We start from the raw sequence: 24675 nt of genomic DNA, 5'->3' as shown, positions 1-24675 counted from the left end.
CAGCTGGGGGTGCCAGTGGACCTGCCGTTCGTCCTCACCACGCTGACCCGGCGGGGTCTGCTCACACCCGGGTCGCCGGGCCGGACCATCGCGCAACTCGCCGCGCTTCGCCGGTGGGGGTTCACCCTCGCCGGCGAAGCGCGCCAGGCAGCCGCCCGCGACCCCGACCGGATCGCGCTGATCGACGACGCCGACCGGCAGTTGACCTACCGGGAACTGCTGGCCCGGGCCGAGCGGCTGGCCACCGCGTTCCGTGCCACCCTCGGCGTGACCGCAGGCGACCGGATCGGACTGCTCTGCCGCAATCACCCCGACCTGGTGGTCGCGATGGTCGCCGCCGGGCTGCTCGGCGCGGACACCGTACTGCTGCACACCGGGCTGGCCGGGCCGCAGCTCGCCGCGGTCGCCGACGAACAGCGGCTGCGGGTGCTGCTGCACGACCGTGAGTTCGGTGAGCAGGCCCTCGCGGTCGGCCCCGACGTGGCCAGGGTCGACGAGTCCCGCGTCGCCACACTTCTGAGCACCGCACCCGACGACTCCCGCATCGCGCCGCCCGAGCGCGACGGGCGCACCATCGTGCTCACCTCCGGCACCACCGGCACCCCGAAGGGTGCCCGGCGACGCACGCCCGCCAACTTCGGGCCGCTCGCCGCCATCATCGACCGGATCCCGCTGCGGGCCCGCGACCGGATCATGATCGCCGCCCCGGTCTTCCACACCTGGGGGTACGCCGCCCTGCAGATCGCCGTCGCGTTGCGGGCGACCGTGGTGCTGCACCGGCGCTTCGACCCAGCTGCCGCGCTCGCCGCCGTCGACCGGCACGGCTGCACGGCGCTGTTCGCCGTACCGGTGATGTTGCAGCGGCTGCTGCACGACGTACCGGCTCCGGACCGGCCGACCGGGCTGCAGGTGGTCGCGGTGAGCGGATCCGCGCTCAGCGGCGGGATCGCCACCCGGTTCATGGACCGCTACGGCGACGTCCTCTACAACCTGTACGGATCCACCGAGGTCTCGTGGGCGGCCATCGCCACCCCGGCCGATCTGCGGCGGGCACCCAACACGGCCGGCCGGCCGCCACGCGGCACCCGGCTCGCCGTGCTCGGTGCGTCCGGCGAACCCGTACCCGCCGGCCAGGTCGGGCAGATCTACGTCGGCAACGAGCTGATGTTCGAGGGATACACCGGCGAGGGCACGTCCGCCGCCGACCACCGGCACGGCCTGCTCGGCACCGGTGACCTCGGCCACGTCGACACCGACGGGCTGCTCTTCGTCGGCGGTCGGGCCGACGACATGGTCGTCTGCGGTGGGGAGAACGTCTTCCCGTCCGACGTCGCGGACCTGCTGGCGCAGCTGCCGCAGGTCCGGGAGGCGGCGGTGACCGGGCTGCCCGATCCGGAGTACGGCCACCTGCTCGCCGCCTACCTGGTGCTGCACCCAGGGGAGACCCTCGACCCCGAGGCCGTCCAGGAGTACGTTCGGCGCTACCGGGCCCGGTACGCCGTCCCTCGGTACGTGATGTTCCTGCCGGCCCTGCCACGCAACGCCAGCGGCAAGGTGGTCACCCGCGACCTGCCCCGCCCCCGTACCCCCGGCTGAACGGGTGACCCCGCTGGCCGGTTCAGGCGTGGCCGGCTTCAGGCTGGGCCCGGCTTCAGGGCTGGCGCAGGTGCTGCGCCACCCGCTGGTGGTCGCGGAACCGGGCCCGGGCCGCCCGCTGCGCCGGATCCTGTTCGGGGGCGGCGTCGATGTGCGCCGACCGGGCGACCTCGGCCCGGTTGGCGTACTCGACCGGCGGCAGGCCCCGCAGTGCGCGTACCACCCCGGCGCTGGCGCCGACCCGGCGTGCCTCAGCCAGGATCCGGTCCTTGCCGGCGGGAAAGTCCAGCTCGTTGAGGCTGTCCAGCACGTCCTGGTAACTCGTCGACATGGCGCGGGCGTACCCACCAGGCCGGCCGGTACGCCTCGGCGCGGGGTGATCCGACGGTACGGCTCAGGGCAGGGTGATCCGACCGTCGGCGGCGGCGAGTCCGATGTCCCGACGGAAGTGCCCCCCGGCCAGGCTGATGCCGTCCAGCAGGCGGTACGCGGCCGCCCGCGCGTCGGCCAGGTCGGCGCCGACGCCGGTGGCGGCGAGCACCCGGCCGCCGGCAGAGACCAGCTCCCCCGCGTCGGTACGGGCGGTACCGGCGTGGCTCACGCCCGGCTGCTCCGCACCGATGATCACGTCACCGGTGCGGGCGCTGGCCGGGTAGCCGGCCGAGGCGAGGACCACCGTCACCGCTGCCCCGTCCCGCCAGCGCAGCGGCGGATGATCGGCGAGCGTGCCGGTCGCGGCGGCGGACAGCAGCCCCGCGAGCGGGGACTCCAGCAGGGCCAGCACCACCTGGGTCTCCGGGTCGCCGAACCGGGCGTTGAACTCGATCACCCGGGGTCCGGCGGCGGTGATCGCCAGCCCGACGTACAGCAGACCGGCGAACGGGGTGCCGCGCCGGCGCATCTCGGCCAGCGTCGGCTGCACCACCTCGGCCATCACCTGGTCGACCAGGCCGGGTGGCGCCCACGGCAGGGGCGCGTACGCCCCCATGCCGCCGGTGTTCGGCCCGGTGTCGCCGTCGCCGACCCGTTTGAAGTCCTGGGCCGGCAGCAGCGGCACCGCGGCCGTGCCGTCGGTCACCACGAACAGCGACACCTCGGGGCCGGCCAGGTACTCCTCGACGACGACCTGCCCGCAGGCGGCGGCGTGCGCGAGGGCGGCGGACCGGTCGTCGGTCACCACGACACCCTTGCCGGCGGCCAACCCGTCGTTCTTCACCACGTACGGGGTGCCGAAGTCGTCGAGGGCGGCGGCCACCTCGTCCGCCGTACGGCAGGTGGCGGCCCGCGCGGTCGGCACGCCCGCGGCGGCCATCACGTCCTTGGCGAAGGTCTTCGAACCTTCGAGTGCGGCGGCGGCGCCGGACGGTCCGAAGCAGGCGATGCCCTTGGCGCGTACCGCGTCGGCGACCCCGGCGACCAGCGGCGCCTCCGGGCCGACGACCACCAGGTCGGCACCGACCTCGACGGCCAGAGCGGCGACCGCCTGCGGGTCGGTCGCGGCGACCGGGCGCAGCTCGGCGACGGCCGCGATGCCGGGGTTGCCGGGGGCGGCGATCAGCTGGTCGACGGCGGGGTCGGCGGCGAGGCTCGCCGCGAGGGCGTGCTCACGTCCGCCGCCGCCGATGAGAAGTACGCGCACGATGCCCGATCCTAGAGCAGTCCGCGCCGGAGTCACCGGCTCACCTCACACCGGTCCGGCCCGAACGACGCGACGGTCCGGTCCGAACCTCACCCCGGTCCTGCCCGAACAGCGCGACGGTCTCCCGCAGCGCCGCATCGAGCGGCTGGTGGTGCAGGCCGAAGGCGGTGGTGGCGGCGGTGGAGTCCATCACGAACGGTCGGGTGAACTGGTAGGCGGTGGTCCGCAGTTCACCCAGCATCGGGGAGATGTACCCGGCGGCCCGCACCAGCGGCATGGGCAGGGCGGTGAGTTTCGGTGCGGGTGCCCCGGCGACGGTGGTGAACCGGGTGGCGAGTTGCCGGATGGTCAGCGGCGGCGCACTGGGGGTGTGCCAGGCACGGTTCCAGGCCCGCTGGTCGGTGGCGGCGGTGACCAGCATGGCCGCCATGTCGTTGGTCGAGGTCCAGGTGTGCGGCACGTCGAGCGGGGCGGGAACGTACGCCCGGCGGCCGGCGAGCAGCGGTACGCCGAGCACGTTGGTGAAGATCGACTGGGCCTGCAGATAGTCGCTGCCGCGTACCTCGGTGACCGCGCGGATGCGCCCGGCCTGCTGGGCGGCGAGGGCGTCACGCCACATGTCGGCCCGCATCTTCAGTTTGGGGTGGCGGGCGGCGAGCGGGGTCTGTTCGGTCATCGGGCCGGTGACCTCGCCGTAGCCGTACAGGCAGCCGGCGATGACCAGCGGGGCGCCGCTGCGTTCGGCGGCGGTCAGCAGCGCGGCGGCCATCGGGGGCCAGTCGGTGAGCCAGCGGTGGTACGCGGGGTTGAGGCAGTTGTAGATGGCGGTGGCACCGGTGGCGAGGGTGGCGAGGCGGTCGGCGTCGGTGGCGTCGGCGGCGATCCGCTCCACCAGTGGATGGTCCGGGCCGCGGCCGGACCGGCTGAGGATGCGGACCTGTTCGCCCTGGTCCGCGAGGTGGCGGGCGGTGGTCGTGCCGACCATGCCGGCGCCGAGGATCAGGTGTACGGGCATTGACGTCTCCCCTCAAACGAGAGCAACGCTCTCACTTGAGAGTAATGCTCGCTCACGAGATCAGCCGTCGTCAAGAGCACTGCTCTCGATTGTGTGCGAGACTCGCTTTTATGCCGGCAGCCTCCATCCGGGCCCGGGCCCGAGCCGAGATGATCAACGAGATCAAGGCGATCGCCCGCCGCCAGCTCGCCACCGACGGCGCGAACCTGTCACTGCGGGCGGTCGCCCGCGACATGGGAATGGTCTCGTCGGCGATCTACCGCTACTTCCCGAGCCGCGACGACCTGCTCACCGCGCTCATCGTGGACGGCTACCACGCCCTCGCCGACGCCGCCGAGGCCGGCGACGCCGAGATCACCGACCGGGCCGACCTGCGCGGCCGGTGGCTGGCCGTCTGCCACGCGATCCGCCGCTGGGCGCTGGCCCACCCCGCCGAGTACGCCCTGCTGTTCGGCAGCCCGGTGCCCGGTTACGCCGCACCGCAGGAGACCGCCACCGCCGCCGTACGGATTCCGACCGTGCTGATCCGGATCCTCGTCGACGGCGTGACCTCCGGTCGGCTCGGCGACCCCGGCGGCGAGAGCCTGCCCGACCCGGTCCGCGCCGACCTCGCCGCCGTCCGCGACGCGATCTTCCCCGACCTGCCCGAGGCGCTGATCGCGGGCGGCGCCCTCGGGTGGACCCAGTGCTTCGGCACCGTCAGCTTCGAACTCTTCGGCCAGCTCGACGGCACCATCCACGCCCGCGAGGAGTTCTTCGACCACCAGATGCGGCAACAGGCGAGCGTGATCGGCCTGCCCTAGTCGCCGGCGACGATGGACGCCGCGGTCACGGTGCCGTCCGACGCCGTCTCCCCTTCGACCGTCACCGCCACACCGACGGTCAACCCGGTCAGGTCGCCCGGCACCCGGATCGCCGTACCGTCGTCGGTCCGGACGATCACCACCGCACCGGTCCCGGTCTCGACGTACACCGTCGCACCGTCCACCAGCTTGACGGTGCCGGTGGCCGCCGCAGCGGACTGATCCGCAGCCGCCGTCGGCGTCACCGGTGACCCGGCGGCACCTTCCCGGCCGGACTGCCCGCCGGCTACGGCCCAGTCGGGCATTCCGCCGGCTCCCAACTGACGCTGGCCGGGGCCGGCCGCCGTACCGCCGGCGTCCTGCGGCACCGCCACCCCTGCGGCGAACCCGGCGGCGAGCAGCGCCACCGCCGCCAGCCACGGAGTGACCCGGTTCGTCCAGCGCCGGGGCGCGGCAGCGGCCAGCCACTCGTCGTCACGCACGTCGTCTCCTACCTTCGTCATGATCGGGGGCTACTCGTACCGCAGGGCGTCGATGGGACGCAGGTTCGCTGCCCGCCGGGCGGGGACACTGCCGAAGAACAACCCGATCGCCACCGACACCCCCAGCGCGAGCAGCACCGACGCCGGCACGATCACCGGCTCGACCCCGACGATCGTGAACCGGCTGCCCAGCACCGCCACCGCGACGCCCATCGCACCGCCGATCACACTCAGCAGGATCGCCTCGACCAGAAACTGGGTCATGATCGTCCCCGGTGGGGCACCGAGAGCCTTCCGGATGCCGATCTCGCGGGTCCGCTCGGTGACCGTCACCAGCATGATGTTGGTGATGCCGATCCCGCCCACCAGCAGGCTGATCGCCGCGACCGCGCCGAGCAGTACGGTGAACGTCTCCGCCGTCGACGCCTGGGTCTCCAGCAGCTGCGAGGCGTTCTGAATCCGGTACGCCTGCCCGGTGCCGCCAGCGGCGCCGCCAGCCGCGCCGTCGGTCGCACCGAGCCGGCGGTCCAGGATCGCGCCCACCTGTGCCTGCGCGGCGTCGACCCGATCCGGAGCAGCCGCCTCCACCAGCACCGAGTTGACCGTGCCGTAGCCGGTCAACGCCTGGCGTACCGCGGTCAACGGGGCCACCACCAGGTCGTTGGCGTCCTGCAGCCCACCGGCGGAGGTCCGCTCCGCGAGCACCCCGACCACGGTGAACAGGACCCCGTCGACGGTGACCTGGCTGCCCACCGGCTCCGCCCCGGTGAACAGTTCGTCGACCACGGTCTGCCCGACCAGCGCCACCCGGCGACCCTGCGCCACGTCGGCGTCGGTGAAGGCGGTGCCCGCAGCGACCGTCATGTTCGACGCGGCGAGATAGCTCGGGTAGGTGCCGACGAACTGGCCGACCGAGTGGTCGGCGGCCGCGTAGGTGAGGGTCGCCGACGTGCTCACCACCGGTGACACCGAACGGACGTCCGGGGCGAGCACCGGGTCGAGCAGTGCCTCGGCCACCTCGACGGTCAGCCCGCCACCACCACCGGACGCCGACACGGTGATGGTGTTGGTACCGAGCGCCTCGATCCGCTCGTTGATCGACTGTGCGGATCCGTTGCCGACCGCGACCAGCAGGATCACCGCCGCCACCCCGATCAGGATGCCGAGCGTGGTCAACGCCGAGCGCAACTTGTTCGCACCGATCCCGCCGAGCGCGGAACGGACGATCTCTACCGGACCCACCCGCCGACCTCCTCCTGCTCCGACGCCTGCCGGTCGTCGGAGACGATCCGGCCGTCGAGAACCCGCAGCAGCCGCCGGGTCCGGGCCGCGACCTCCGGTTCGTGCGTGATCAGCAGAATCGTCCGACCGTCCGCGTTGAGCTGGTCGAAAATGGCCAGCACCTCCTCGGTCGACGTGCTGTCCAGGTTCCCGGTCGGTTCGTCGGCCAGCACCAGAGCCGGCTCGGTGACCAGCGCCCGGGCCACCGCGACCCGCTGCTGCTGGCCACCGGACAGTTGATTCGGCAGGTGCCCGGCCCGATCAGCGAGGCCGACCAGGTCGAGCGCGGCCATCGCCCGACGCCGCCGCTGCGCGGGCCGCACCCCCGCGTACGCCAGCGGCAGCTCCACGTTGGCCACGGCGGTGGTACGCGGGATCAGGTTGAACGACTGAAAGACGAACCCGATCTGCCGGTTGCGGACCAGGGCCAGCTGCCGTTCGCTGAGCCGGCTGACGTCGACGCCGTCCAGCAGGTACCGGCCGGTGCTCGGCACGTCCAGGCAGCCGAGGATGTTCATCAAGGTCGACTTGCCGGAGCCGGACGACCCCATCACCGCGACGAACTCGCCCCGGTCGATCCGTAGCGACACGCCGCGCAGCGCCGACACCGCGGCCGCACCGGTACCGTACGTCTTCGTCACGTCCCGCACGTCCAGGACGGCCGGCTGCCCGTTCGGGGTCACCGTCCGCCACCGCCCGGACCGCCACCGCCGGTGAAGCCACCGCCCGGACCGCCACCCCCGGGGAAACCACCGCCCCCGGTGAGACCACCGCCCGGGAAACCACCCCCAGGGAAGTTACCGGTCCCGCTCTCCGACTCCGTCGGGATCGTGACGACCACCTGCTCACCGGCGGCCAGTCCGGAGACGACCTCCACCGTGTCGTCGCCCTGCAGTCCGATCTCGACCGTCCGCACGACCTGCCCGCCGTCGGCCGAGACCGTCACCACCTGGCGGGAACCGGTGCCGGTCAGCGCGGCCGAACTGAGCGTCAACACGTCCACGGCCTCACCCACCACCACCGTGACCTCCACGGTCTGACCGGGTCGTACGCCGTCGGGCAGGCTGGCCAGGTCGAGGGTGACCGGGTAGCTGACCACCCCGTTGCTGGTGGTCGCGTTCGGGTCGATGACACCCACCGTGGCGTCGACCTCGGCGTCGGCGAGGGCGTTCCACCGTACGGTCGCCGGCTGCCCGACCGCGAGCCGGGTCGCGTCGGTCTCCGACACCGAGGCGGTGACCTCCAGCTGGGTCAGGTCCGCCACATCGATGAAGCCGCTGGCGGAGGTCGTCGACCCGGTGCCACCCGCGCCGGTACCGTCGGCTCCGGTCGCCGATCCGGTGCCACCACCGGACGTCGATCCACCGGCGCCACCGGTCGACTCGCCGACGCTGCCGTTGACCGCCACGACCGTGCCGGCCATCGGGGCGACCAGCGTCGTCCCGTCGACCGCCGCGCTCGCCTCCTCGACCGCCAGCTCGGCCCGGGTCACCTCCGACTCGGCATCGCCGGTGTCACCACCGGCCGACTCGGCCCGGTCGAGCGCCTCCCGCGCGGCGACGAGATCGGCCTCGGCGGCGGCGAGTTCCCTTCGGGCCACCGTGTCGTCGACCCTGGCCAGAACGTCGCCCTCGGCGACCTGCTGGCCGACGTCGACCAGGATCTCGGTCACCGTGCCGGCGGTGGCGAAGTCGGCGACCGCGGTCTTCGCGCTACGTACCGAGCCCGAGGCGGTGACCGTCGCGGTGACCGTGCCCTGTCCGACCGGGACGGTCACGGTGTCCGCGCTGGTGGCGGCGGCCTCGTCGGCCACGCCGAGTCGCAAATAGACCCAGCCTGCCGCACCGAGCATCATCGCCACCAGTACGGAATTGACGATCAGCGGCCGGGGCAGACCGACCAGACGACGCAGACGCATGGCCGACAGGGTCCGGGCGTCACCTCGATGCGACGTCGGCCCCGGCTGAGGAGAAGCTGGGAACCCACCGCCGGTTGTCACGAGCCACCTCCAGCACCCGAGCTCACGATCTCCTCATCAACCGTCAGACCGTCGACCACCTCGACGTACCGGTCACCACGAACGCCGACGACCACCACCCGGCGTTGCTGGCCACCATCGGCTACCCGGACGATCACCACGTCCTCGCCGCCGTCGCCGCGCAGGGCGGTCACCGGTATCCGTACGACGTCCGCCACCTCGTCCACGACGATCCGCACACTGGCGCTCTGACCGACCAGCAGGTCGGCTGGCACCTCGTCGAAGTCGATGAGCACGCCGTAACGGACCAGCTGCCCGTCGACGGTGCCGACCGGATCGAGCTGGCCGACCCGGGCGGGAAACTCGGCGTCGGGCCGGGTCGGCAGGGTGACCACGGCGGGCTGGCCGACCGCCAGCCGGGCGGCGTCGGCCTCCGGGAAACTCGCCGTCACCTGCATCTCGGCGACCGCCGCGAGCTCGATGAAAGTGCCGCCGGCCCGGACCGTGCTGCCGACGGCACCAGCTATGGCGAGCACCTTGCCGTCCATCGGGGCGCGGATCACCGTACCGGCGAGTTCGTCCTCGGCCGCGGCCAACCGCAGCTCGGCTGCGGTGACCTGCTGCTGGGCCCGCAACACCTGGTCACCGCCGCCTGATCCGGTACCGCCTGATCCGGTACCGCTCTGCGCGTCGGACGGGCGACAGGTGGTCCCGGTACCGTCAGATTGCGGCGTCGACCGACCGGTCGGCACGCTCGACGCCGATGGCGACGTCGGCGGCGTGGGTGTGGTCGAGGCCGTCGGAACGGGGCCGACGGTGGCCGTGGAAGCCGGTCCCGGCGACGACGGAGCACCCGGTGTCGGCGTCGGACTGGCTGATGGGCTGGCATCGGCGGTCGGCTCCGGAGTCGTCCCAGCCGCCAGCCCGGCACTGGTGGTGACGACGGCACTGGTCGACCCGAGGCGCACCGCCGTACCGGTGAGGGTGGTGGCGCAACCGTCGCTGGCGGCACCGTCGCCACCGGCCACGTCGTCCGTAGCCGCCTGCCGGGCCGCCGCCAACACGTCCTGCGCGTCGGCCAGCTCCGCCTGCGCCTGCTCGACCTCGGTGACGGCGTCGCCGTCGTCGATCGACGCCAGGACGTCGCCGGCCGCCACGTCCTGACCGAGCCGTACGTCCAGCCGGTTGACCGTCCCCGCCACCGCGAAACTCAGTTGGCGGTCCTGCGCCGGCTGCACGCTCGCCGCAGCGGCGATCTCGACCGTGACAGGACCCCGATCGACCCGAGCAGTGGTGACCGGGTCGGTCTCGTCGGCGCGGCTCGCACCGGTCAGCCCGTACGCGAACGCTCCGGCCATGGTCAGCGTCGCGCCGACCGCTGCTACCGCCAGTCGCCGTCCGCCACGCCACCGCCACGCCGGCCCCTGCCAACGGCTGAATGTCATGAGCGCGCAGTGTTGCGGCGCCAGCTCGGTGGCGGCTCGGCAGTGCCTCGACGTTCGCTGTGAAATCTGCCCGGTCCGGTGGCGACGCTCAGCCCGGTCACAGCAATCCCTGACGCGCTCCGGAGGTACACCGGTTCTGCTTGCCGGTGCACTGTCGACGACCGTCGCGGGCTGAACGGATGGGGAGGGTACGGCTGTGCTCGTTGCACTCAGGCAGTCCAGGTGGGGCGTCGCTGGCGGCGTCTGCCTGCTGCTCCTGCTCACCGCGTGTGGCGACGCCGACCCGGAGACGACCGGCCAGGAGGCGACGGCCGGCGGTGGGATGAGCGGGTACGTCGAATGCCTGCGGGACAACGGCATCGACGTCGGCGACCTGCCGGCCGGAGCACCGGACGCGCAACGGTCCGGCCGACCGGAAGGCTTCCCGTCGGACCGACCGTCAGGCTTCCCCTCGGACCGACCGGAAGGCTTCCCGTCGGACGGACCGGAAGGCTTCCCGTCGGACCGACCGACCGGCGGACCGGGCGGGCAGGGACCAGGCGGGCAGGGACCGGGCGGCGGCTTCGCCGACATGCTGCGACCCGACGGGGTGGACGACGAGACCTGGGCGGCGGCGCAGGAAGCGTGCCAGGCCGAGCTACCGGCCGGCGGCCCCGGTGGCCCTCGCGGCGACACCGACGCCGACACCGGAGTCGACCAGAGCGGTGCCGCCGCGTACCGCAACTGCCTGGCCGAACGCGACGTCGAGTGGGCCGACGACCTGGACTCCTCGGATCCGGCAGTCGCCGACGCCTTGGCCGCCTGCGAGCCGTTGCAGCCGGCCGAGTGACCGCTTCTCGGCCATCGGGACGAACCTTCTCACCCGCTGCGGGCAGGTGACGCGGCGAAGGTCTCGCGCAGCGCCGGTTCGAGCGGTCGGCCGGTCAGCGGCTCGATGAACAGCTCGGCGAGAAGCAGGTCGGGAAGGTGGGTCAGGTGCAGGCCGGACTCCCTACGAGCGAGCGCCTGCAGCGCGCCGCCGAGTCGCAGGCCGGAACGGACCGCGACGGCGGGCAGCCGACGTACCGGCCTGGGCCGGCCGACCGCCCCGGCGATCCGCCCGATCATCTCGACCCAGGTGAGATTGGCGTCGGCGACCGGAACGTCCGCACCGTGCGCGCCCTCGAGGGCGTCCACCGCCGCGACGGCGACGCTGCCCGCCGAGGCCGCGGCGGTCCCACCGACCGGGGCCAGCAGCGGTGCCGCCGACCGCGCCCACCGGTCCAGCGGGCCGGCCCAGTTCGGCAGCCGGTCACCAGCCCGGCCGAAGACGAAGGGCAGCTCCAGCACTGTGACCGGTAGTTCGGGCCCGGCCGCCACCCGCGCCTGCCGGGCCTGCTCCAGCCGGCACCGGATGTACGCGTGCCGATCGCCGAGACGCCACTGGGGACGGAGCCGGTCGTGGTACGTGTAGTAGGAACCGAGCAGGACACCACGGGTCAGGCCGGCGTGCCGCGCGGCGGTGAACATCCGTTCCACGGGATCGACGAGTTCGGCACGGAGCACGGGATGGATCGGCGCGGGAAGCACCCGCTGCTCGTCGACCCGGGTGCCGTAGACGACCCCGTCCTGACCGACGAGCAGTGGCCGCAGGTCGTCGACCGAGGCGGACTCGACATCGAGCACGTGGTCGACCCCGGCCCGCGCGGTCCGCGCCACCGTGGTGACGACATGGCCGCGCTCGCGCAACAGGTCGACCACGTGGGTACCGATCAGACCGGACCCACCCACGACGAGCATCCTCATGCCGGCTCCTCTCTGGTCACTGCGCCGCCAGCTGGTCAGTCGGTCAGAAACGCGTCGATCTGGGCGAGGAACTCCGGCCACGCCGGCTCGGTCGCGCTGAGCAGGTGGTTACGGCTGTCCAGCAGGACCAGTTGACTGTCCGGGATGAGCGTGGCCAGCTCGCTGGCCTGCGAGATCGGCACCCGCAGGTCGTCGCGGCAGTGCAGGATCAGGGTCGGGCACTGCACCCGGTGGGCGATCGCCGACACGTCGATGCGGGCGAACTCCTCGAGGAAACGGACCCCGTTGGCAGGCGACGTCGTCCGCCGCTGGAAGCCGATGAACTCCTCGAGCTCCTCCGGCGTACCGTCCGGCAGGAACTGGGCGGCGAACACCCCGAGGAAACTCGGATCCTGGTGGGTCCAGCCGACCCGGGCCAGGTTCAGGTCCAGCGCGGCCTCGTCTCGTTCGGCCTGGTCGCGGGCCCGGACCAGGCGACCCCGGGCGTACGCCCCGGCGAGAATCAGCCGGCTGACCCGCTCCGGACGACGGACCGCGTACGCGACCGCCACCGCACCGCCCTGCGAGACGCCGAGCAGCGGAAACCGGTCGAGGCCCACCGCGTCGACCACGGTCTCCAGGTCGTCGACCCAGTCGTCGAAGGAGAAACTCGGCACGTCCCAGTCGGACAGGCCGCAGCCCCGCTCGTCGTAGCGGACCAGCTGGCGGTTGCGGGCCAGACCGCTGAGCCAGTGCGACCAGACCGGGGTGGTCCACTCCAGATCGAGGTGCGACATCCAGTTGGCGGCCTTGAGCAGCGGCGGCCCGGATCCGACGGTGGCGTACGCGATGCGGGTGCCGTCGTCGGCCCGGCAGAACCGGACGATCTGGCTCTCCGGGCCGCCCGGCGCGCCCGTCGGTGCAGTGACCGCACCGGCTCCGGTACGGGTGCCGGGCTCGGCGCGGTGGCCGGTGCCGGCCCTGCCGTCGGCGGGGAGCACCGTTACCGCTGCCACGAACTGGTATCCGCGTCGGTGCACCGTGCGGATGAGCTGCTGGTGGCGGCCGGTGTCACCGATGGCCAGGCGGGCGGTACGCAGCCCGGTGGTGAGCGCCGCCTCGCTGACGAACCGGTCGCCCCACACCTGGTCGAGCAGTTCGGTCTTGGGCACCACCCGGTCGCGGTGCTCGATCAGGTACTGCAGCAGGTCGAGGGCCCGGGGCTCGATGTGGACCGGCTGGCCGGATCGGCGCAGCTCGTAGCGGGCCATGTCCAGTTCGTACTCACCGAAGCGGTAGGTGTCGCCGGCCATCGGGTGAGCGTACCGTCCGAGGCTCCCCACGCCCCCACCCAAATGATCTTGCGGGTCAGGGCATGGAATCTCCGCGCCGCCGCGCCGACCCGCTTTTGAGACCCGCCGCGACTTCGCCGACGACCGCCTCAGGGCAGGGCCATGACCGCCGCGTGCAGCCAGGTGGTGGCCGGCGCGTCGGCCGCCTTCGGCTGCGGTACGCCGTTGATCGTCGCCGTCAACGAGTGGTACCTGCCGAGCAGCTCGGCGTGCCGGCTCACCTGCCGACCAGGGTCGGCGGCGGCCAACTGACGCCGTACGGCGTCCACATCCGGATCGTCGGCGCGCGCCGCGACAGCTGCCACGTACCGGCCGGCCAGCTCCCGGGCCTGCGGCGAGTCGACCGGCAGCCCGGCCGCAGCCGCAGCCCTGGCCTCGGTGAGCAGCTCCACCAGTTGCTCCACCTCCGCATCCACCTCCGCATCCGTCTGCATCCCCGTCTGCGGGTCCGCTCCGGTGCCAGGTGGCTGCGGCTGCGGCCCCTGGTCGGCCGCCGGACCGGCGAAGGTGTCACTGAAGAACCGGCGGACCGCCTGCCGGAAGTCGGCATCCTGGACCAGGTCGGCCAGCTCGATCCACGCCTCGAGCTGCTCGCTGGTCGGATCCGCCGGCAACCGGGGCCGCCACGGGCGCAGATAGTCGACGAAGTCGTCGATCCCGAGGTCGGCGGTAGCCTCGGCCCAGAAGTCGTCGACGAGCTGCTCGCGGTCGTCGTCGGACATGGTCACCAGCTTGTGCATGAGGCTCACCTGTTCGGTCGTACCGTGTTGTTTCACGATCGTGCGGAGAACGGCCCGGCGGGCCCGGAACCGGCTCAACTGGCGGTCGACGACCGCCAGGTGCGCGGTCGCGAGATCGCCCAACGTGATCTCGTCGGCCAGCAGTTTGCGGATGTCGTCGATGCCCGCGTCCAGCTCGCGCAGGGTACGGATCAGTTCGAGACGCGCGATTCCGTCGACGTCGTAGCGCCGGTATCCGGCGTCGGTGTGCTCCGCAGGGGTGACGATCCCGGCGTCGGAGTAGAACCGGATCGCGCTGACGCTCAGGCCGGTACGCCTGGCGACCTCGCCGATCGAGTAGAGCTCGTCCATGGCGATGACTATGGCGTCTCAAGCGACCTGAGAGTCAACATGGTTGTTCAGCAGGTCATGCGCTGGGCGAGCAGCCGGGTTCAGCTACTTCGCTACTTGGAGGCACCGACGTGGTACGGCGACACAGCTACTTCCGCCGCCGGGGCGCGCCGCCTCCGGTGGTGTTGCTCGCCGCGCTGTCGGTCGCAGGTTGCTTCGGCTGTACGCCGAGTCCGCCGGTCTCCGTCGCCGAAACCGACCCGACGTTGCTCGTCCACGACGTCCAAGGTGGCGGCGACGACGCGCAGATCGACGGATACCTGCGTCACCTCGCCGACGCGGACTGCTTCGTCCTCGAACCGGACGTGACGACCGGGCCGGACGGGATGCGCAACGTCGCCGTCTGGCCGCCCGGCACGAAGGTGTGGCGGGACGGTGGGCAGGTCACCGGGGTCGACGTACCGGGTCGGGAGCCGATCGCGATCGGCAGCCGGGTCGTCGGCGATGGCGGCTACGCCAACCCGTCGACCAGCGACCTCGACCTGCCCGAGGTGACCCCCGAATGCCTGACCGGCGGCGGCGAGTTCGCCATGCTGCACACCATTGTCAGCGTCACGCCGTGAACGACAGGATCTCGATCGACCACCGGATCATGGGTGGGGAGCCCTGCATCGCGGGAACACGTATCCCGGTCGCAACCGTAATCGGACTACTGGGTCACGGCTACAGCGTCAGCGAGGTGGCTGCGAAGTACCCGGCCCTGACCGAGGACGACATCCTGGCCGGCCTACGCTTCGCCGCACAGGCGCTCGATCAGCGAGAGCTTCCGTTACGGCTACCAACTGATATTCCTGATTGAGAGGTGCCTGTCAAGAAAGGTTCGCGGATATCACGAACAGCGACATTGCCCCATTGCATTTGGAATCATCCCGCATGCCGGACAGCAGTCGGGCATTATCTTTTGCTCCGGTAGCGGCCCTGGAGGCGCAGGCAGCCTGGGCACAACAGGGTGGACAACCGGCTGCGACTCAGGCAGCGGAAGAGACAGTGCCGCCTGAATATCTGCCGAAGTGACCGTAGGCCAGCCGGTGGTTTTCAGACGCTTGATCACCGACTTCTCCTTTGCATTCCGGAAGGACTGCATCTTGCGGAGATTACGAACCGCCTTGGCGAGTCTACACAGCTCCTCTATCGAGTAGGCAGCCCTCTCGATCCCCCGCTTTTTCGTAGCTAAGCGAATCTTCCCACTTACAGTGGATTTTGATCTGACAGGAGGGCCATCGATGGTCGCTGGGGCAGCGCCCGCGCGAGGCGCCGTGGCGCGTCGTTCAGCCAACCGCTCAGGCGTCTGCGTTCGACCCTTCTTTGCCTGCCGCCTCTCGCCCAGAATTCTCTCGATGCTCTCAGCAGTTGTGTCTGGCCATCCGGATCGGCGCAGGCGCTCAGCGATCTCCTCGGCCGTTGCACCAGGCATCCTCGATCGGATCGCTCGCACCGCCCCTGCTTGGCCTGTCGGATAACGCTTTTCCGCCAGCCTGAGTGAACCGTCTCCAGCCTGTGTAATCTCCGCATCTTCGAAAGGAGAGTCCGACCGATCCAGCCAGGATTCTGGGGAACGATCGGGCCGGTCGTCGTTCTCCCAATCGTAGTCCGACGCCTCAGATCCTCTGCCTTCAGCATCGGCATACCAGTCATTGATTGATCTCATCAGTACTCCGATCTTCTCTGCCCATGTTGGAGCTATGAAAGCAACCACAGCAACACGGGAATCGCCAGGACCTCGAAGAGCTAGGATATCGTCGATACCCGGGAGATGAAAGATGCCGAGGTACCTCGCGCTGGCGCCAGGTGGACCTAGAGTTGAAACCTTTCGGACGGCCGCAGGACGGCCCAGATCATGTTCTCCGTTTCGACGGCTCGTCGAGGATGCAGCGGGTGGTGTCGAAGACCGGACTGGCAATGGCAGTGAGTAGACGCTTGGCCGGCGCGTAGTTCGAGCCGAGACCGACGTGCCGGCCGAGGACGACGGTAGCGACCGTATCGGCGCCTGAGGTCTTCAGCGCATGCGCCAGGGACTGTGCCCGCGCGCCCGTGGTCCAGGTGTCCTCGAGGATCAGCACATGCATGGGGTGCCGGAGATTCAGGAGATTTGGAGTAAACCAGTCCGAATGGAACTCACGGTCCCCTTGACTGTATCGGGGGTTGACCGTCGAACTGATCCACGGCCGGTCGAGCCGATCGCCGACGAGTGCGGCCAGTGGATGCAGGCCGGTCCTGCCTCGGGTGCTGGGCACAGCAGCCAGGTGGGTCGGAGCAGCGCCGACGCGGGCGGCGATGCAGTCGAGATGGTCGTTCAGAAACAGCAGCAACAGAGCGAGAAGGTTCCAACGGGCCTGTCGGGACGACGTCATCGCGTCCTTGTAGGTCCGCAGGTTGTGGTGGTGCTGACTGCTGCGCGGAGAGTAGGAAATCGGCACCACGGTGTCGGCGAGGATGCCACCCGACTGGTTGAGGTGCGACTGACACGGTCGGCACAACTCGTATCCGTCGGTACGCGCACCTCGGCAGGTCGGGCAGATCCAGGGTTCTACGGGCAACGGGTTGCGCAGGTAGTTGCGCTGGACTTCGACGTACTGCCGTACGGTGCGCAGGCGCTGTTCAGCGGAGGGCGAGGTCAGGGAAGTTCTCCAGACCGGTCTCGGAGGGCAGCCGGCTAAGGATCTCGTCGACGGCCTCCATGAGTTCCATCGTGCTGTGTACGACGTAGACGCCAGGCTTGGTGGCGAAGGTGTTCGCCCACTCGCGCTGCATGACCTGACCGGTCAGCACGACCGGCCGGCCGTGCGCGAGCGCACAGCGAGCCTGGATCCGCGCGCCGCTGGTCTCGCCGGCCTCGACAACGACTGTCGCAGCCGCGTACCCGCTCATCACCGCGTTGCGCATCGGGAAGCTCCTCCTGGTGGGACCAGCGTCGGGCCAGAACTGGCTGACGACCAGGCCGACATCGGCAAGGTGGTCCTGCAGCCGTCGATTGGCAGTCGGATAGTAGTTGCGGATGCCGGTGCCGATGACGGCAACGGTCCGGCCACCAGCGTCGAGGGCCGCGGTGTGGGCGGCGGTGTCGATGCCCTCAGCCAGCCCGCTGGCGACCGTGACTCCCCGGTTGGCGAGTGACTCGGCTACCGATCGGGCGATGCCCAGTCCACGATCTGTCGCCTTACGGCTGCCGACGACAGCGACGGCCCGGTCGTGAACCCGCAATTCGCCACGGGTGAACAGCAGCGGAGGCATCTCCTTGATGCTGCGCAGCTGAGCCGGGTAGCTCTCGTCGAAGAATGCGTGTACGCCGATCCCGTCCGCCTGCCATCCGGCGATCTCTTCGGCAGCGGCTGCAATCAACTCGTCGGCTGAGCTGGCGGTGGCCGGGAACAATGTCTCGGGCTGACGCAGCGCTCGGTCGAGCACCTGCTGTGCGCTACCCGCCTCCTGGATGTCCAGGGCGACCTCAGACCAGGGCACCTCGGGACGACGCAGCAGAGCAACGAGTGCCGCTCGCTCGATCATCGCCGTCTCCATGTGTGTGATCGTAGGTCCTGGCTGGTCAGCCCCGCTCGGTGGCGGGTGTGTTGTTGTGACCGGGCGAATAGAACATATGTTCGACTTCTCGGGTCGTCAAGGATCTCCTGGGTCAACACCCGCCCCCTGACGCCGGGCGGGTCGGACCGCCGCTGGCGGCCGTCGGTGACGGCCAGCCAGCGGCGCAAGGTCGATGGCGGTACGCGGAGCAGCCGGGCCGCCGCCGATTCGGTGAGCACGACTATTCGGCGGCGGGCACGAGGACTTGCGAGCCGGACCAGTTGATGTCGAGGTTGCCGAGGTCGCTCTCGGGTTCGTCGTTCTCGTCGAGGGTGCTGAAGGTGGCGTGGTAGCAGCCGAACCCGTGGCCGCCTGCGGCGAGGGTCGCGACCGCCCAGCCGCGCAGGTTCTCCCCCAGCTTCTCCGGCTGACGCGGGTCGACGGCGACCCGGATGACGCCGAGCAGGTCGTACGTCTGGTCGCGCGTGCCGGCGTTGTCGATGCGGCACAGCGAGAATCCGTACCGCTCCCCTTCCTCCTGTTGGTAGATCAACTTTCCGAATCGGTACACGGGAACCTCCTGGCATCGGTCCTACTCGGATTTCTCAAGGATGAGGGCAAAGAGCTTGATATCAAGTATCCGAGGGTGTTTACTTCGGAGCGAGACCACATTGGCTGATGGCAGAGGAGCTGACACCGGTGCCACCCAAGGGAACCACCCGGGAACGCAAGGCCGATCCGTTGACCGAGGGCTCACCGGTCGTGCACGCCTGGGAGCTGGGCCTGCGGTTACGGCAGCGTCGCGAGGAGATCGGCATGACCGCCGCTGCGGCCGGCAAGGCCGCCGGCATCATCCAGGCGTACGTGTCCGGCGTGGAAGCCGGCCGCGTCAAGTTGCCAGCGAAGCGGCTTGCCCAGCTCGTCGACATCTATGAGCTGGAGCCGGACGAGGCCGCCGAGCTGGAGGAGCTGCGAGTGGGCGCCGCACGTCGCGGCTGGTGGCAGGACTACGCCAAGCTCTTTCCGAACGAGTTCCTGCGCTTCCTCGGCTACGAGGCCGGCGCGTCGCAGCTACGTAGCTTCCACTCCGAGGCCATCCACGGCCTGTTGCAGACCGAGGAGTACGCCCGCGCGGTCATCCGTGGCGGCAACACCGTCGTGCGACTCACCGAGGTGGAGCGGCGGGTCGCCGTCCGGATGGCTCGCCAGGTGCGGCTCGACGGCAGCGACCCGATCCGGATCAACACCGTGATCAGCGAAGGCGCGCTGCGTCAGCAGGTCGGCGGCCCGGCGGTGATGCGGGCCCAGCTCGAACACCTCGTCACTCTGATGACCGAGCGGCCGGAGCAGATCGAGATCCGGGTGATGCCGTTCAGCGCCGGAGCACATCCGGCGTTCGGCGGTCCGTACGAGATCCTGTCCTTCGCCTCGCCCCGGCTTACCGACCTGGTCTGGCAGGAAATCCTGACCTTCATCGACATCGTCGACCAGTCGGTGCAGGTGAACGACTACGTGGTGACCTTCGCGGAGACCCGTGAGCGCGCGTTAAGCTCGCAGGACTCACTTGCTCTGATCAGCGAGATCGCCAGGGAGATGAGATGACCCCTCAGGCCGGCACCCCGGACCGGGACTGGTTCAAGTCGTCGCGCAGCTCAAGCAACGCGAGTTGCGTCGAGGTCCGCTTCGCTGGCGGCCAGGTGGACGTACGCGACACCAAGGACCGCACCGGCCCGACCCTCGCATTCGACGCCACCACCTGGGCCAGCTTCGTCACCGGCCTCAAGCACACCCCCACCCAGCCCTGACCGCAGGACCCTGCCTGGTTCGACGGCTGCACCGGATTCCATGATCGGATGCGCTCCATCTGCTCCGCGCTCGGCGTATCGCGCAGATGGGGCGCATCCGATCATCGGCCGAGATTGGCTCTCCGCTCACAGCGTCGATACCCGCTCGATTGCTCTCGAAGGTTGCCGATGACCGTCACGCAGATTGACCTCGACGACGAGGCGCTGGCTGGGGCAATGCGTCTGTCTGGATCCAGGAGCGAACAGGAAGCCGTCAACCTCGCGCTACGCGAGTACGCCGCCCGCCATCGGCGTATCGCGGCGCTCGAACCCCACCCAGCGGCGGCACCTCGCGAGATGCCAGTGCAGTCCTCGATCGGCTAGCGATCCGTTGGGCTACCGCCAAGTGGTCGCTACGGCTGTACCCGTTCTTACCCAGGTCGCTTCGCTGTCCCGACACAAAGATCCAGTGTGGCCACCGTTGACGCGATGATCACGGACGGTATGACCGGTTTGGGCTGACCGGCCATTGGGAAGATCCAACCGATGTCTATCTGGAGCTGGTTCACGAAGAGGCGAAGCAGGAAGATCGAGGAGCAGCGCACCGCAGCGGTGACCAGGGCGATGGCTCGTGGCGCTACCCCGGAGGAGGCAGCCGCCGCCGGACGACGCGCTGCGCGCGGCGACACCGCGACAACGGTGACGCGCCTCAACAACCTCTGATCCGACAGCGGGACCGCCCGGGGTCAGGTCAGGCCGGGGGTCAGCAGGCCGCTTTCGTACGCCAGGATGACCAGTTGGGCGCGGTCGTGCGCGTACAGCTTGGTCATGATGCGGTTGACGTGGGTCTTTGCCGTGTGTGGCGAGATGACCAGGTCCTGGGCGATCTCCTGGTTCGACCGGCCGCGTGCCACCAGCAGCAGCACCTCGCGTTCCCGGTCGGTCAACTGCCCGACGGTCTCGGGGACCACAGGCGAGCCGCCCACCGTGGCCGCCGGCGGGGCTGGCAGCACGTACCGCTCGATGAGGCTGCGGGTCGCGGTGGGTGACAGCAGCGCGTCGCCGGCGTGCACCGCGCGTACTGCCCGGACGAGATCCTCCGGCTCGGACCCCTTGCCGATGAAGCCGCTCGCGCCGGCGCGCAGCGCCGCCACCAGGTACTCGTCCTCCTCGAAGGTGGTGAGGATCAGCACCCGGGTCTCGGCCAGCGCCGGATCGGCGCAGATCGCCGCCGTCGCGCCGATGCCGTCGAGCTCCGGCATCCGGATGTCCATCAGTACGACGTCGGGGCGCAGCGAGCCGGCGAGCGCGACAGCCTGCGTACCGTTGACCGCCTCGCCGACGACGCTTATCCGGCCGTCGTCGGTCAGGATCGCCGCCACGGCTTGGCGGATCAGCGACTGGTCGTCGACGACGAGCACGGTGGTCACCGGGGATCCTCCTTGGGCAGTGGCAGAGTGGCGGCGAGCCGGTAGCCGCCCGGGGTCAGGCCGGTTTCGACGACGCCCCGGACCGAGGCGACCCGTTCCCGCAGGCCGACCAGGCCGTGCCCGCCGTTGGGTATCTCGGGCTGGTCGTCGGCCGGTCGACCGGACACCGGGTTCGTGACCACCACGAGGACCCGGTCGGCGTCGACGTCGATCAGGACGTGGGCGCGGTGCTCGGCACCGTGCTTGTGGGCGTTGGTGAGACCTTCCTGGACGACCCGGTAGACGACCACGTCGACCGCGCCGCTGACCACCGACAGGTCCCCTTCGGTACGCAGCGACACGTGAAGGCCGGCCCCGGTGAAGCCCGCGACCAGTTGGTCGAGCCGGTGCAGACCGGGCTGCGGGGCGGTGGCTGCCCCGTTGGCGGGGTCGTCGTCCTCGGTACGCAGCACCCGCAGCAGGTCGCCGATCTCGGTGAGCACGGTCCGGGAGGCACCGCGGATGGCACCGAGTGCCTGTTGGGCCCGTTCCGGGCGGGACTGCAGCGCCGACGACGCCACCCCGGCGTTGAGGCTGATCACCGAGATCTGGTGGGCGACGACGTCGTGCAGGTCACGGGCGATCCGCAGCCGTTCCTCGGTGACCCGGCGGCGGGCCTCCGATTCGCGGGTCTGTTCGGCGCGTTCGGCGCGTTCGATGATGGCGCGCAGGTACTCCCGCCGGGAGCGGTGTCCGTCGCCGGCGGCCGCCGCGAACGCGACCAGGACGGTGACCTGGAACGCCCGGGGATCGAACACACTCCCGATCGCCGTCAGCAGGTTGAGCAGGGTCGTCGCGAAGACGGCGGCGCAGGCCGCAGTGAGCGTGGTCCGCCGGTCCGTGCGGCTCGCCGCCCCGAACATGGCGATCGACACGGCGAGCACCACGCCCGGCTCCAGCGCACCGGTGGCCGCGACGAGACCGTAGATCGCGATACAGCCGGCGAGCACCGGCAGCGGCCAGCGCCGCCGCAGCGGCAGCAGCACAGCCGGCAGGATCGCCAGGGCGACGGTGACGGGTCCTGCCGCCTCGTGCTCGGGGACCTTGAACGGGGCGAGCGCCGTCGCGACGATGATCACCGCAGCGGCCAGGTCACCGACCCACGGCGGTACGCGCGGACGGCGGTACCTCGGGTCCGCCGGCACGGCCGCAGTGGTGGTCATGGCCCCAGTCTGCCGGCCGCCGTGACGAGACAGGTCCACCTGGCGGGGTATTCACCGCTACCGCGAACGCGGTACGCGGGTGCCTGCGCCAGAGTGACGCGCTGGACCGGATCGCCGACGACGATGGAGACACCAGCCGGAATTCGGCCTGGTCGGCGAATACGAGGAGTCCGATGGAGAGCCCGATCATCTCGGCTGTCGACGTACGGAAGACGTACGGCCGGGGCGCGAACAGTTTCGACGCGCTGAAGGGAGTCAACTTCGACATTCATGACGGAGAGAGTGTCGCGATCCTCGGTAAGAGCGGATCCGGCAAGTCGACCCTGATGCACATTCTCGCGTTGCTGGACGCGCCGACGTCGGGCACGCTCACACTGAACGGTGTCGACACGCGTACGCTGCGGGGCAGCCGGCTCAACCAGACCCGGAACAAGACGTTCGGGTTCGTCTTCCAGCAGTTCTTCCTCACCCCGAACATCTCGGTCCTCGACAACGTCATCCTGCCGATGAAGATCGCCGGAGTGGGGCGGGCCGAGCGTAGGCGGCGCGGCATGGCCGCGTTGGAGCAGTTGGAGCTGGCCGACAAGGCGAAGAACAAGGCGGCGAATCTCTCCGGCGGGCAGAAACAACGGGTGGTGATCGCGCGGGCGCTGGTGAACAACCCACGGATCATTTTCGCCGACGAGCCCACCGGCAACCTCGACTCCGCCACCGGTGCCGTGGTGGAGGACATTCTCTTCGGCCTCAACCGGCAGAACGGCATCACCCTGATCGTCGTCACCCACGACGAGGAGCTCGCGTCGCGCTGCGACCGCCGAATCCTGGTCCGGGACGGCCAACTGGTCAGCGACTCGGTGGCGGTGCCGGCGTGAAGATCTCCGATCTGGTCGGCTCGGCCACCACGAACACTTTCCGGTCCAAGACCCGTACGCTGCTGACGATACTGGCGATCTTCATCGGCGCGTTCACCTTGACGTTGACCAGCGGGCTGGGCACCGGCATCAACGCGTACATCGACGACACGGTGATGGCGATCGGCGCGTCCGACGTCATGTCGGTCGTCAAGACCCCGGACACCGACAACGGGTTCGGTGCCGCCGATGCCGGGCCGGCCGAGTACGACCCGGACACGGTGTCGAGCGGGCAGGACGGGCCACCCGGGCAGACGGTGGTCGCGCTCACCCCGGCCGACCTCGACGCGTTGGCCGACATCGACGGCGTGCTGGACGTGCAGGCGACCCGGTCGATCAGCGCCGACTACATCCAGGTCGGCGACGGTACGCGGTACGTCGTCGACGTGGGCGGGCTGGTCGCCGGGCAGCGGACCCCGCTGGCCGCCGGGTCGGAGCCGGACGACGCCTCGTCGCAGCTGCAGCTCGCGCTCCCGACGTCGTACGTCGAACCGCTCGGCTTCGCTGACGACGCCGCGGCGGTCGGGCAGACCGTCTCGATCGCGGTCACCGACGCGCAGCGCACGCAGCAGGTGATCGAGGCGACGATCGTCGGGGTGGCCGAGGAGACCCTGGCGACCGGGGGTGGCGTCGTGCCCAACGACGCGTTGACCGACGCGCTGTTCGACGCGCAGAACACCGGTGTCCCGGTCGCCGAGGCGCAGCGGTACGCTCAGGCGGCCGTCTGGTTCGACCCGGCGGCGACCGATGAGCAGATCAGCGCGCTGAAGGATCGACTGGCCGACGCCGGCTACACCGGGAGTACGGTCGCCGACCGGCTCGGCGCGTTCCGTACGGTCATCGACGGCATCGTCTGGGTGCTCAACGCCTTCGCGGTGATCGCGCTGCTGGCGGCGAGCTTCGGGATCGTCAACACCCTGTTCATGTCGGTGCAGGAGCGCACCCGTGAGATCGGTCTGATGAAGGCGATGGGCATGGGCTCGGGCAAGGTGTTCGGCCTGTTCAGCCTGGAGGCCACTGTCATCGGTTTCCTCGGCAGCGCGATCGGCGCGGTGCTGGCGGTCGCGGCGGGCACCGCGATCAGCAGCGCGCTGGCCGGCAGTTTCCTGTCGGACCTGCCGGGTCTCACGCTGATCGCCTTCGAGCCGGTATCCATCGCGATGATCATCGGCCTGGTGATGGCGATCGCGTTCCTGGCCGGCACGCTGCCGGCGTCGCGGGCGGCCCGGGCCGACCCGGTCGACTCGCTGCGCTACGAGTAGGCGGCGGCGGACCAGAAACGTGACGTGCCTGGCGGGAGTTCCATCCCGCCAGGCACGACGCCGTTGCAGGGACGCCGGTCGGGCC

Annotated in this window: 26 protein-coding genes; 10 read left to right on the top strand and 16 right to left on the bottom strand. The window is 70.5% G+C overall.

The features are described from left to right. The first annotated feature begins 15 nt into the window (after positions 1–15). Complete coding sequence (locus O7623_RS21155) at positions 16–1596, top strand: AMP-binding protein (RefSeq protein WP_282229498.1); 1581 nt, start codon at positions 16–18, stop codon at positions 1594–1596. A gap of 55 nt (positions 1597–1651) precedes the next feature. Here the strand turns inward: O7623_RS21155 and O7623_RS21150 are convergent, their stop codons facing one another. From O7623_RS21150 to O7623_RS21140, 3 genes are all read right to left on the bottom strand, one after another. After that, the gene (locus O7623_RS21150) at positions 1652–1927 is read right to left on the bottom strand and encodes a DUF2795 domain-containing protein (protein ID WP_282224753.1); all 276 of its coding nucleotides are present in this window, start codon (positions 1925–1927) and stop codon (positions 1652–1654) included. Between the two features lie 63 nt (positions 1928–1990). Beyond that, on the bottom strand, positions 1991–3235 hold the full coding sequence (gene purD / locus O7623_RS21145; protein WP_282224752.1) for a phosphoribosylamine--glycine ligase: 1245 nt from the start codon (positions 3233–3235) through the stop codon (positions 1991–1993). Between the two features lie 40 nt (positions 3236–3275). After that, positions 3276–4250 carry an NAD-dependent epimerase/dehydratase family protein gene (locus tag O7623_RS21140; protein ID WP_282224751.1) on the bottom strand — a complete coding sequence of 325 codons (975 nt, stop codon included), beginning with the start codon at positions 4248–4250 and terminating at the stop codon, positions 3276–3278. A 110-nt stretch (positions 4251–4360) separates the two neighbouring features. On the opposite strand from O7623_RS21140, the gene O7623_RS21135 reads away from it, so the two are divergent. Further along, on the top strand, positions 4361–5053 hold the full coding sequence (locus tag O7623_RS21135; RefSeq protein ID WP_282224750.1) for a TetR/AcrR family transcriptional regulator: 693 nt from the start codon (positions 4361–4363) through the stop codon (positions 5051–5053). Here the strand turns inward: O7623_RS21135 and O7623_RS21130 are convergent. From O7623_RS21130 to O7623_RS21110, 5 genes are all read right to left on the bottom strand, one after another. Continuing rightward, entirely contained in the window at positions 5050–5556 is a 507-nt protein-coding gene (locus O7623_RS21130; RefSeq protein WP_282224749.1) for a hypothetical protein, read from the bottom strand. The two genes, O7623_RS21135 and O7623_RS21130, sit on opposite strands and share 4 nt — an antisense overlap. 9 nt (positions 5557–5565) lie before the next feature. Further along, the gene (locus O7623_RS21125) at positions 5566–6777 is read right to left on the bottom strand and encodes an ABC transporter permease (RefSeq protein ID WP_282224748.1); all 1212 of its coding nucleotides are present in this window, start codon (positions 6775–6777) and stop codon (positions 5566–5568) included. Next, positions 6765–7499, bottom strand: a complete 735-nt coding sequence (locus O7623_RS21120; RefSeq protein WP_282224747.1) for an ABC transporter ATP-binding protein — start codon at positions 7497–7499, stop codon at positions 6765–6767. The genes O7623_RS21125 and O7623_RS21120 overlap by 13 nt, the downstream gene beginning before the upstream one ends. Next, entirely contained in the window at positions 7496–8734 is a 1239-nt protein-coding gene (locus O7623_RS21115; protein WP_282224746.1) for a biotin/lipoyl-binding protein, read from the bottom strand. The genes O7623_RS21120 and O7623_RS21115 overlap by 4 nt, the downstream gene beginning before the upstream one ends. A gap of 77 nt (positions 8735–8811) precedes the next feature. Then, entirely contained in the window at positions 8812–10239 is a 1428-nt protein-coding gene (locus tag O7623_RS21110; RefSeq protein WP_282224745.1) for an efflux RND transporter periplasmic adaptor subunit, read from the bottom strand. 196 nt (positions 10240–10435) lie between these two features. On the opposite strand from O7623_RS21110, the gene O7623_RS21105 reads away from it, so the two are divergent. Continuing rightward, positions 10436–11068, top strand: coding sequence for a hypothetical protein (locus O7623_RS21105; RefSeq protein ID WP_282224744.1), 633 nt, complete (start codon positions 10436–10438; stop codon positions 11066–11068). A 29-nt stretch (positions 11069–11097) separates the two neighbouring features. Here the strand turns inward: O7623_RS21105 and O7623_RS21100 are convergent, their stop codons facing one another. From O7623_RS21100 to O7623_RS21090, 3 genes are all read right to left on the bottom strand, one after another. Next, on the bottom strand, positions 11098–12024 hold the full coding sequence (locus O7623_RS21100; protein ID WP_282224743.1) for an NAD(P)H-binding protein: 927 nt from the start codon (positions 12022–12024) through the stop codon (positions 11098–11100). A 35-nt stretch (positions 12025–12059) separates the two neighbouring features. After that, the gene (locus O7623_RS21095) at positions 12060–13316 is read right to left on the bottom strand and encodes an alpha/beta fold hydrolase (RefSeq protein ID WP_282224742.1); all 1257 of its coding nucleotides are present in this window, start codon (positions 13314–13316) and stop codon (positions 12060–12062) included. Positions 13317–13444: 128 nt separating this feature from the next. After that, positions 13445–14446 (bottom strand): MerR family transcriptional regulator, encoded by a 1002-nt coding sequence (locus O7623_RS21090; protein WP_282224741.1) that lies wholly within the window; start codon positions 14444–14446, stop codon positions 13445–13447. Positions 14447–14556: 110 nt separating this feature from the next. Between O7623_RS21090 and O7623_RS21085 the strand changes: the two genes are divergently transcribed. Both O7623_RS21085 and O7623_RS21080 read left to right on the top strand, forming a co-directional pair. Then, positions 14557–15048: a hypothetical protein gene (locus tag O7623_RS21085; protein WP_282224740.1), complete on the top strand. Its 492-nt coding sequence runs from the start codon at positions 14557–14559 to the stop codon at positions 15046–15048. Next, positions 15045–15284, top strand: a complete 240-nt coding sequence (locus O7623_RS21080; RefSeq protein ID WP_282224739.1) for a DUF433 domain-containing protein — start codon at positions 15045–15047, stop codon at positions 15282–15284. Before O7623_RS21085 ends, O7623_RS21080 begins: the two co-directional genes overlap by 4 nt. A 1036-nt stretch (positions 15285–16320) precedes the next feature. Here the strand turns inward: O7623_RS21080 and O7623_RS21075 are convergent. From O7623_RS21075 to O7623_RS21065, 3 genes are all read right to left on the bottom strand, one after another. Next, entirely contained in the window at positions 16321–16902 is a 582-nt protein-coding gene (locus O7623_RS21075) for a phosphoribosyltransferase (RefSeq protein WP_282224738.1), read from the bottom strand. A gap of 181 nt (positions 16903–17083) precedes the next feature. After that, a complete protein-coding gene (locus O7623_RS21070; protein WP_282224737.1) occupies positions 17084–18001 on the bottom strand; it encodes a DNA-processing protein DprA in 918 nt (305 codons plus the stop codon). 241 nt (positions 18002–18242) lie between these two features. Next, positions 18243–18572: a hypothetical protein gene (locus O7623_RS21065; protein WP_282224736.1), complete on the bottom strand. Its 330-nt coding sequence runs from the start codon at positions 18570–18572 to the stop codon at positions 18243–18245. Between the two features lie 128 nt (positions 18573–18700). Here O7623_RS21065 and O7623_RS21060 point away from each other — a divergent pair, with 128 nt between their 5' ends. The 3 genes from O7623_RS21060 to O7623_RS21050 all read left to right on the top strand — a co-directional run bounded on the left by O7623_RS21060 (position 18701) and on the right by O7623_RS21050 (position 20169). Beyond that, on the top strand, positions 18701–19603 hold the full coding sequence (locus O7623_RS21060; protein ID WP_282224735.1) for a helix-turn-helix transcriptional regulator: 903 nt from the start codon (positions 18701–18703) through the stop codon (positions 19601–19603). Further along, positions 19600–19806: a DUF397 domain-containing protein gene (locus tag O7623_RS21055; RefSeq protein ID WP_282224734.1), complete on the top strand. Its 207-nt coding sequence runs from the start codon at positions 19600–19602 to the stop codon at positions 19804–19806. The genes O7623_RS21060 and O7623_RS21055 overlap by 4 nt, the downstream gene beginning before the upstream one ends. Positions 19807–19974: 168 nt before the next feature. Next, complete coding sequence (locus tag O7623_RS21050) at positions 19975–20169, top strand: type II toxin-antitoxin system VapB family antitoxin (protein WP_282224733.1); 195 nt, start codon at positions 19975–19977, stop codon at positions 20167–20169. Positions 20170–20531: 362 nt separating this feature from the next. On the opposite strand, the gene O7623_RS21045 is transcribed toward O7623_RS21050, so the two are convergent. Both O7623_RS21045 and O7623_RS21040 read right to left on the bottom strand, forming a co-directional pair. Beyond that, positions 20532–21215 (bottom strand): response regulator transcription factor, encoded by a 684-nt coding sequence (locus O7623_RS21045; protein WP_282224732.1) that lies wholly within the window; start codon positions 21213–21215, stop codon positions 20532–20534. Further along, positions 21212–22417 carry a histidine kinase gene (locus O7623_RS21040; protein ID WP_282224731.1) on the bottom strand — a complete coding sequence of 402 codons (1206 nt, stop codon included), beginning with the start codon at positions 22415–22417 and terminating at the stop codon, positions 21212–21214. Before O7623_RS21040 ends, O7623_RS21045 begins: the two co-directional genes overlap by 4 nt. A gap of 173 nt (positions 22418–22590) precedes the next feature. On the opposite strand from O7623_RS21040, the gene O7623_RS21035 reads away from it, so the two are divergent. Together O7623_RS21035 and O7623_RS21030 are read left to right on the top strand one after the other, a co-directional pair. Continuing rightward, the gene (locus O7623_RS21035; RefSeq protein ID WP_282224730.1) at positions 22591–23289 is read left to right on the top strand and encodes an ABC transporter ATP-binding protein; all 699 of its coding nucleotides are present in this window, start codon (positions 22591–22593) and stop codon (positions 23287–23289) included. After that, positions 23286–24590 carry an FtsX-like permease family protein gene (locus O7623_RS21030; protein ID WP_282224729.1) on the top strand — a complete coding sequence of 435 codons (1305 nt, stop codon included), beginning with the start codon at positions 23286–23288 and terminating at the stop codon, positions 24588–24590. Before O7623_RS21035 ends, O7623_RS21030 begins: the two co-directional genes overlap by 4 nt. Positions 24591–24675 lie beyond the last annotated feature (85 nt).

Source organism: Solwaraspora sp. WMMD791 (assembly GCF_029581195.1).
In the GTDB taxonomy this organism is placed as follows: Bacteria; Actinomycetota; Actinomycetes; order Mycobacteriales; family Micromonosporaceae; genus Micromonospora_E.
This window is presented reverse-complemented; position numbering and strand designations above follow the sequence as displayed.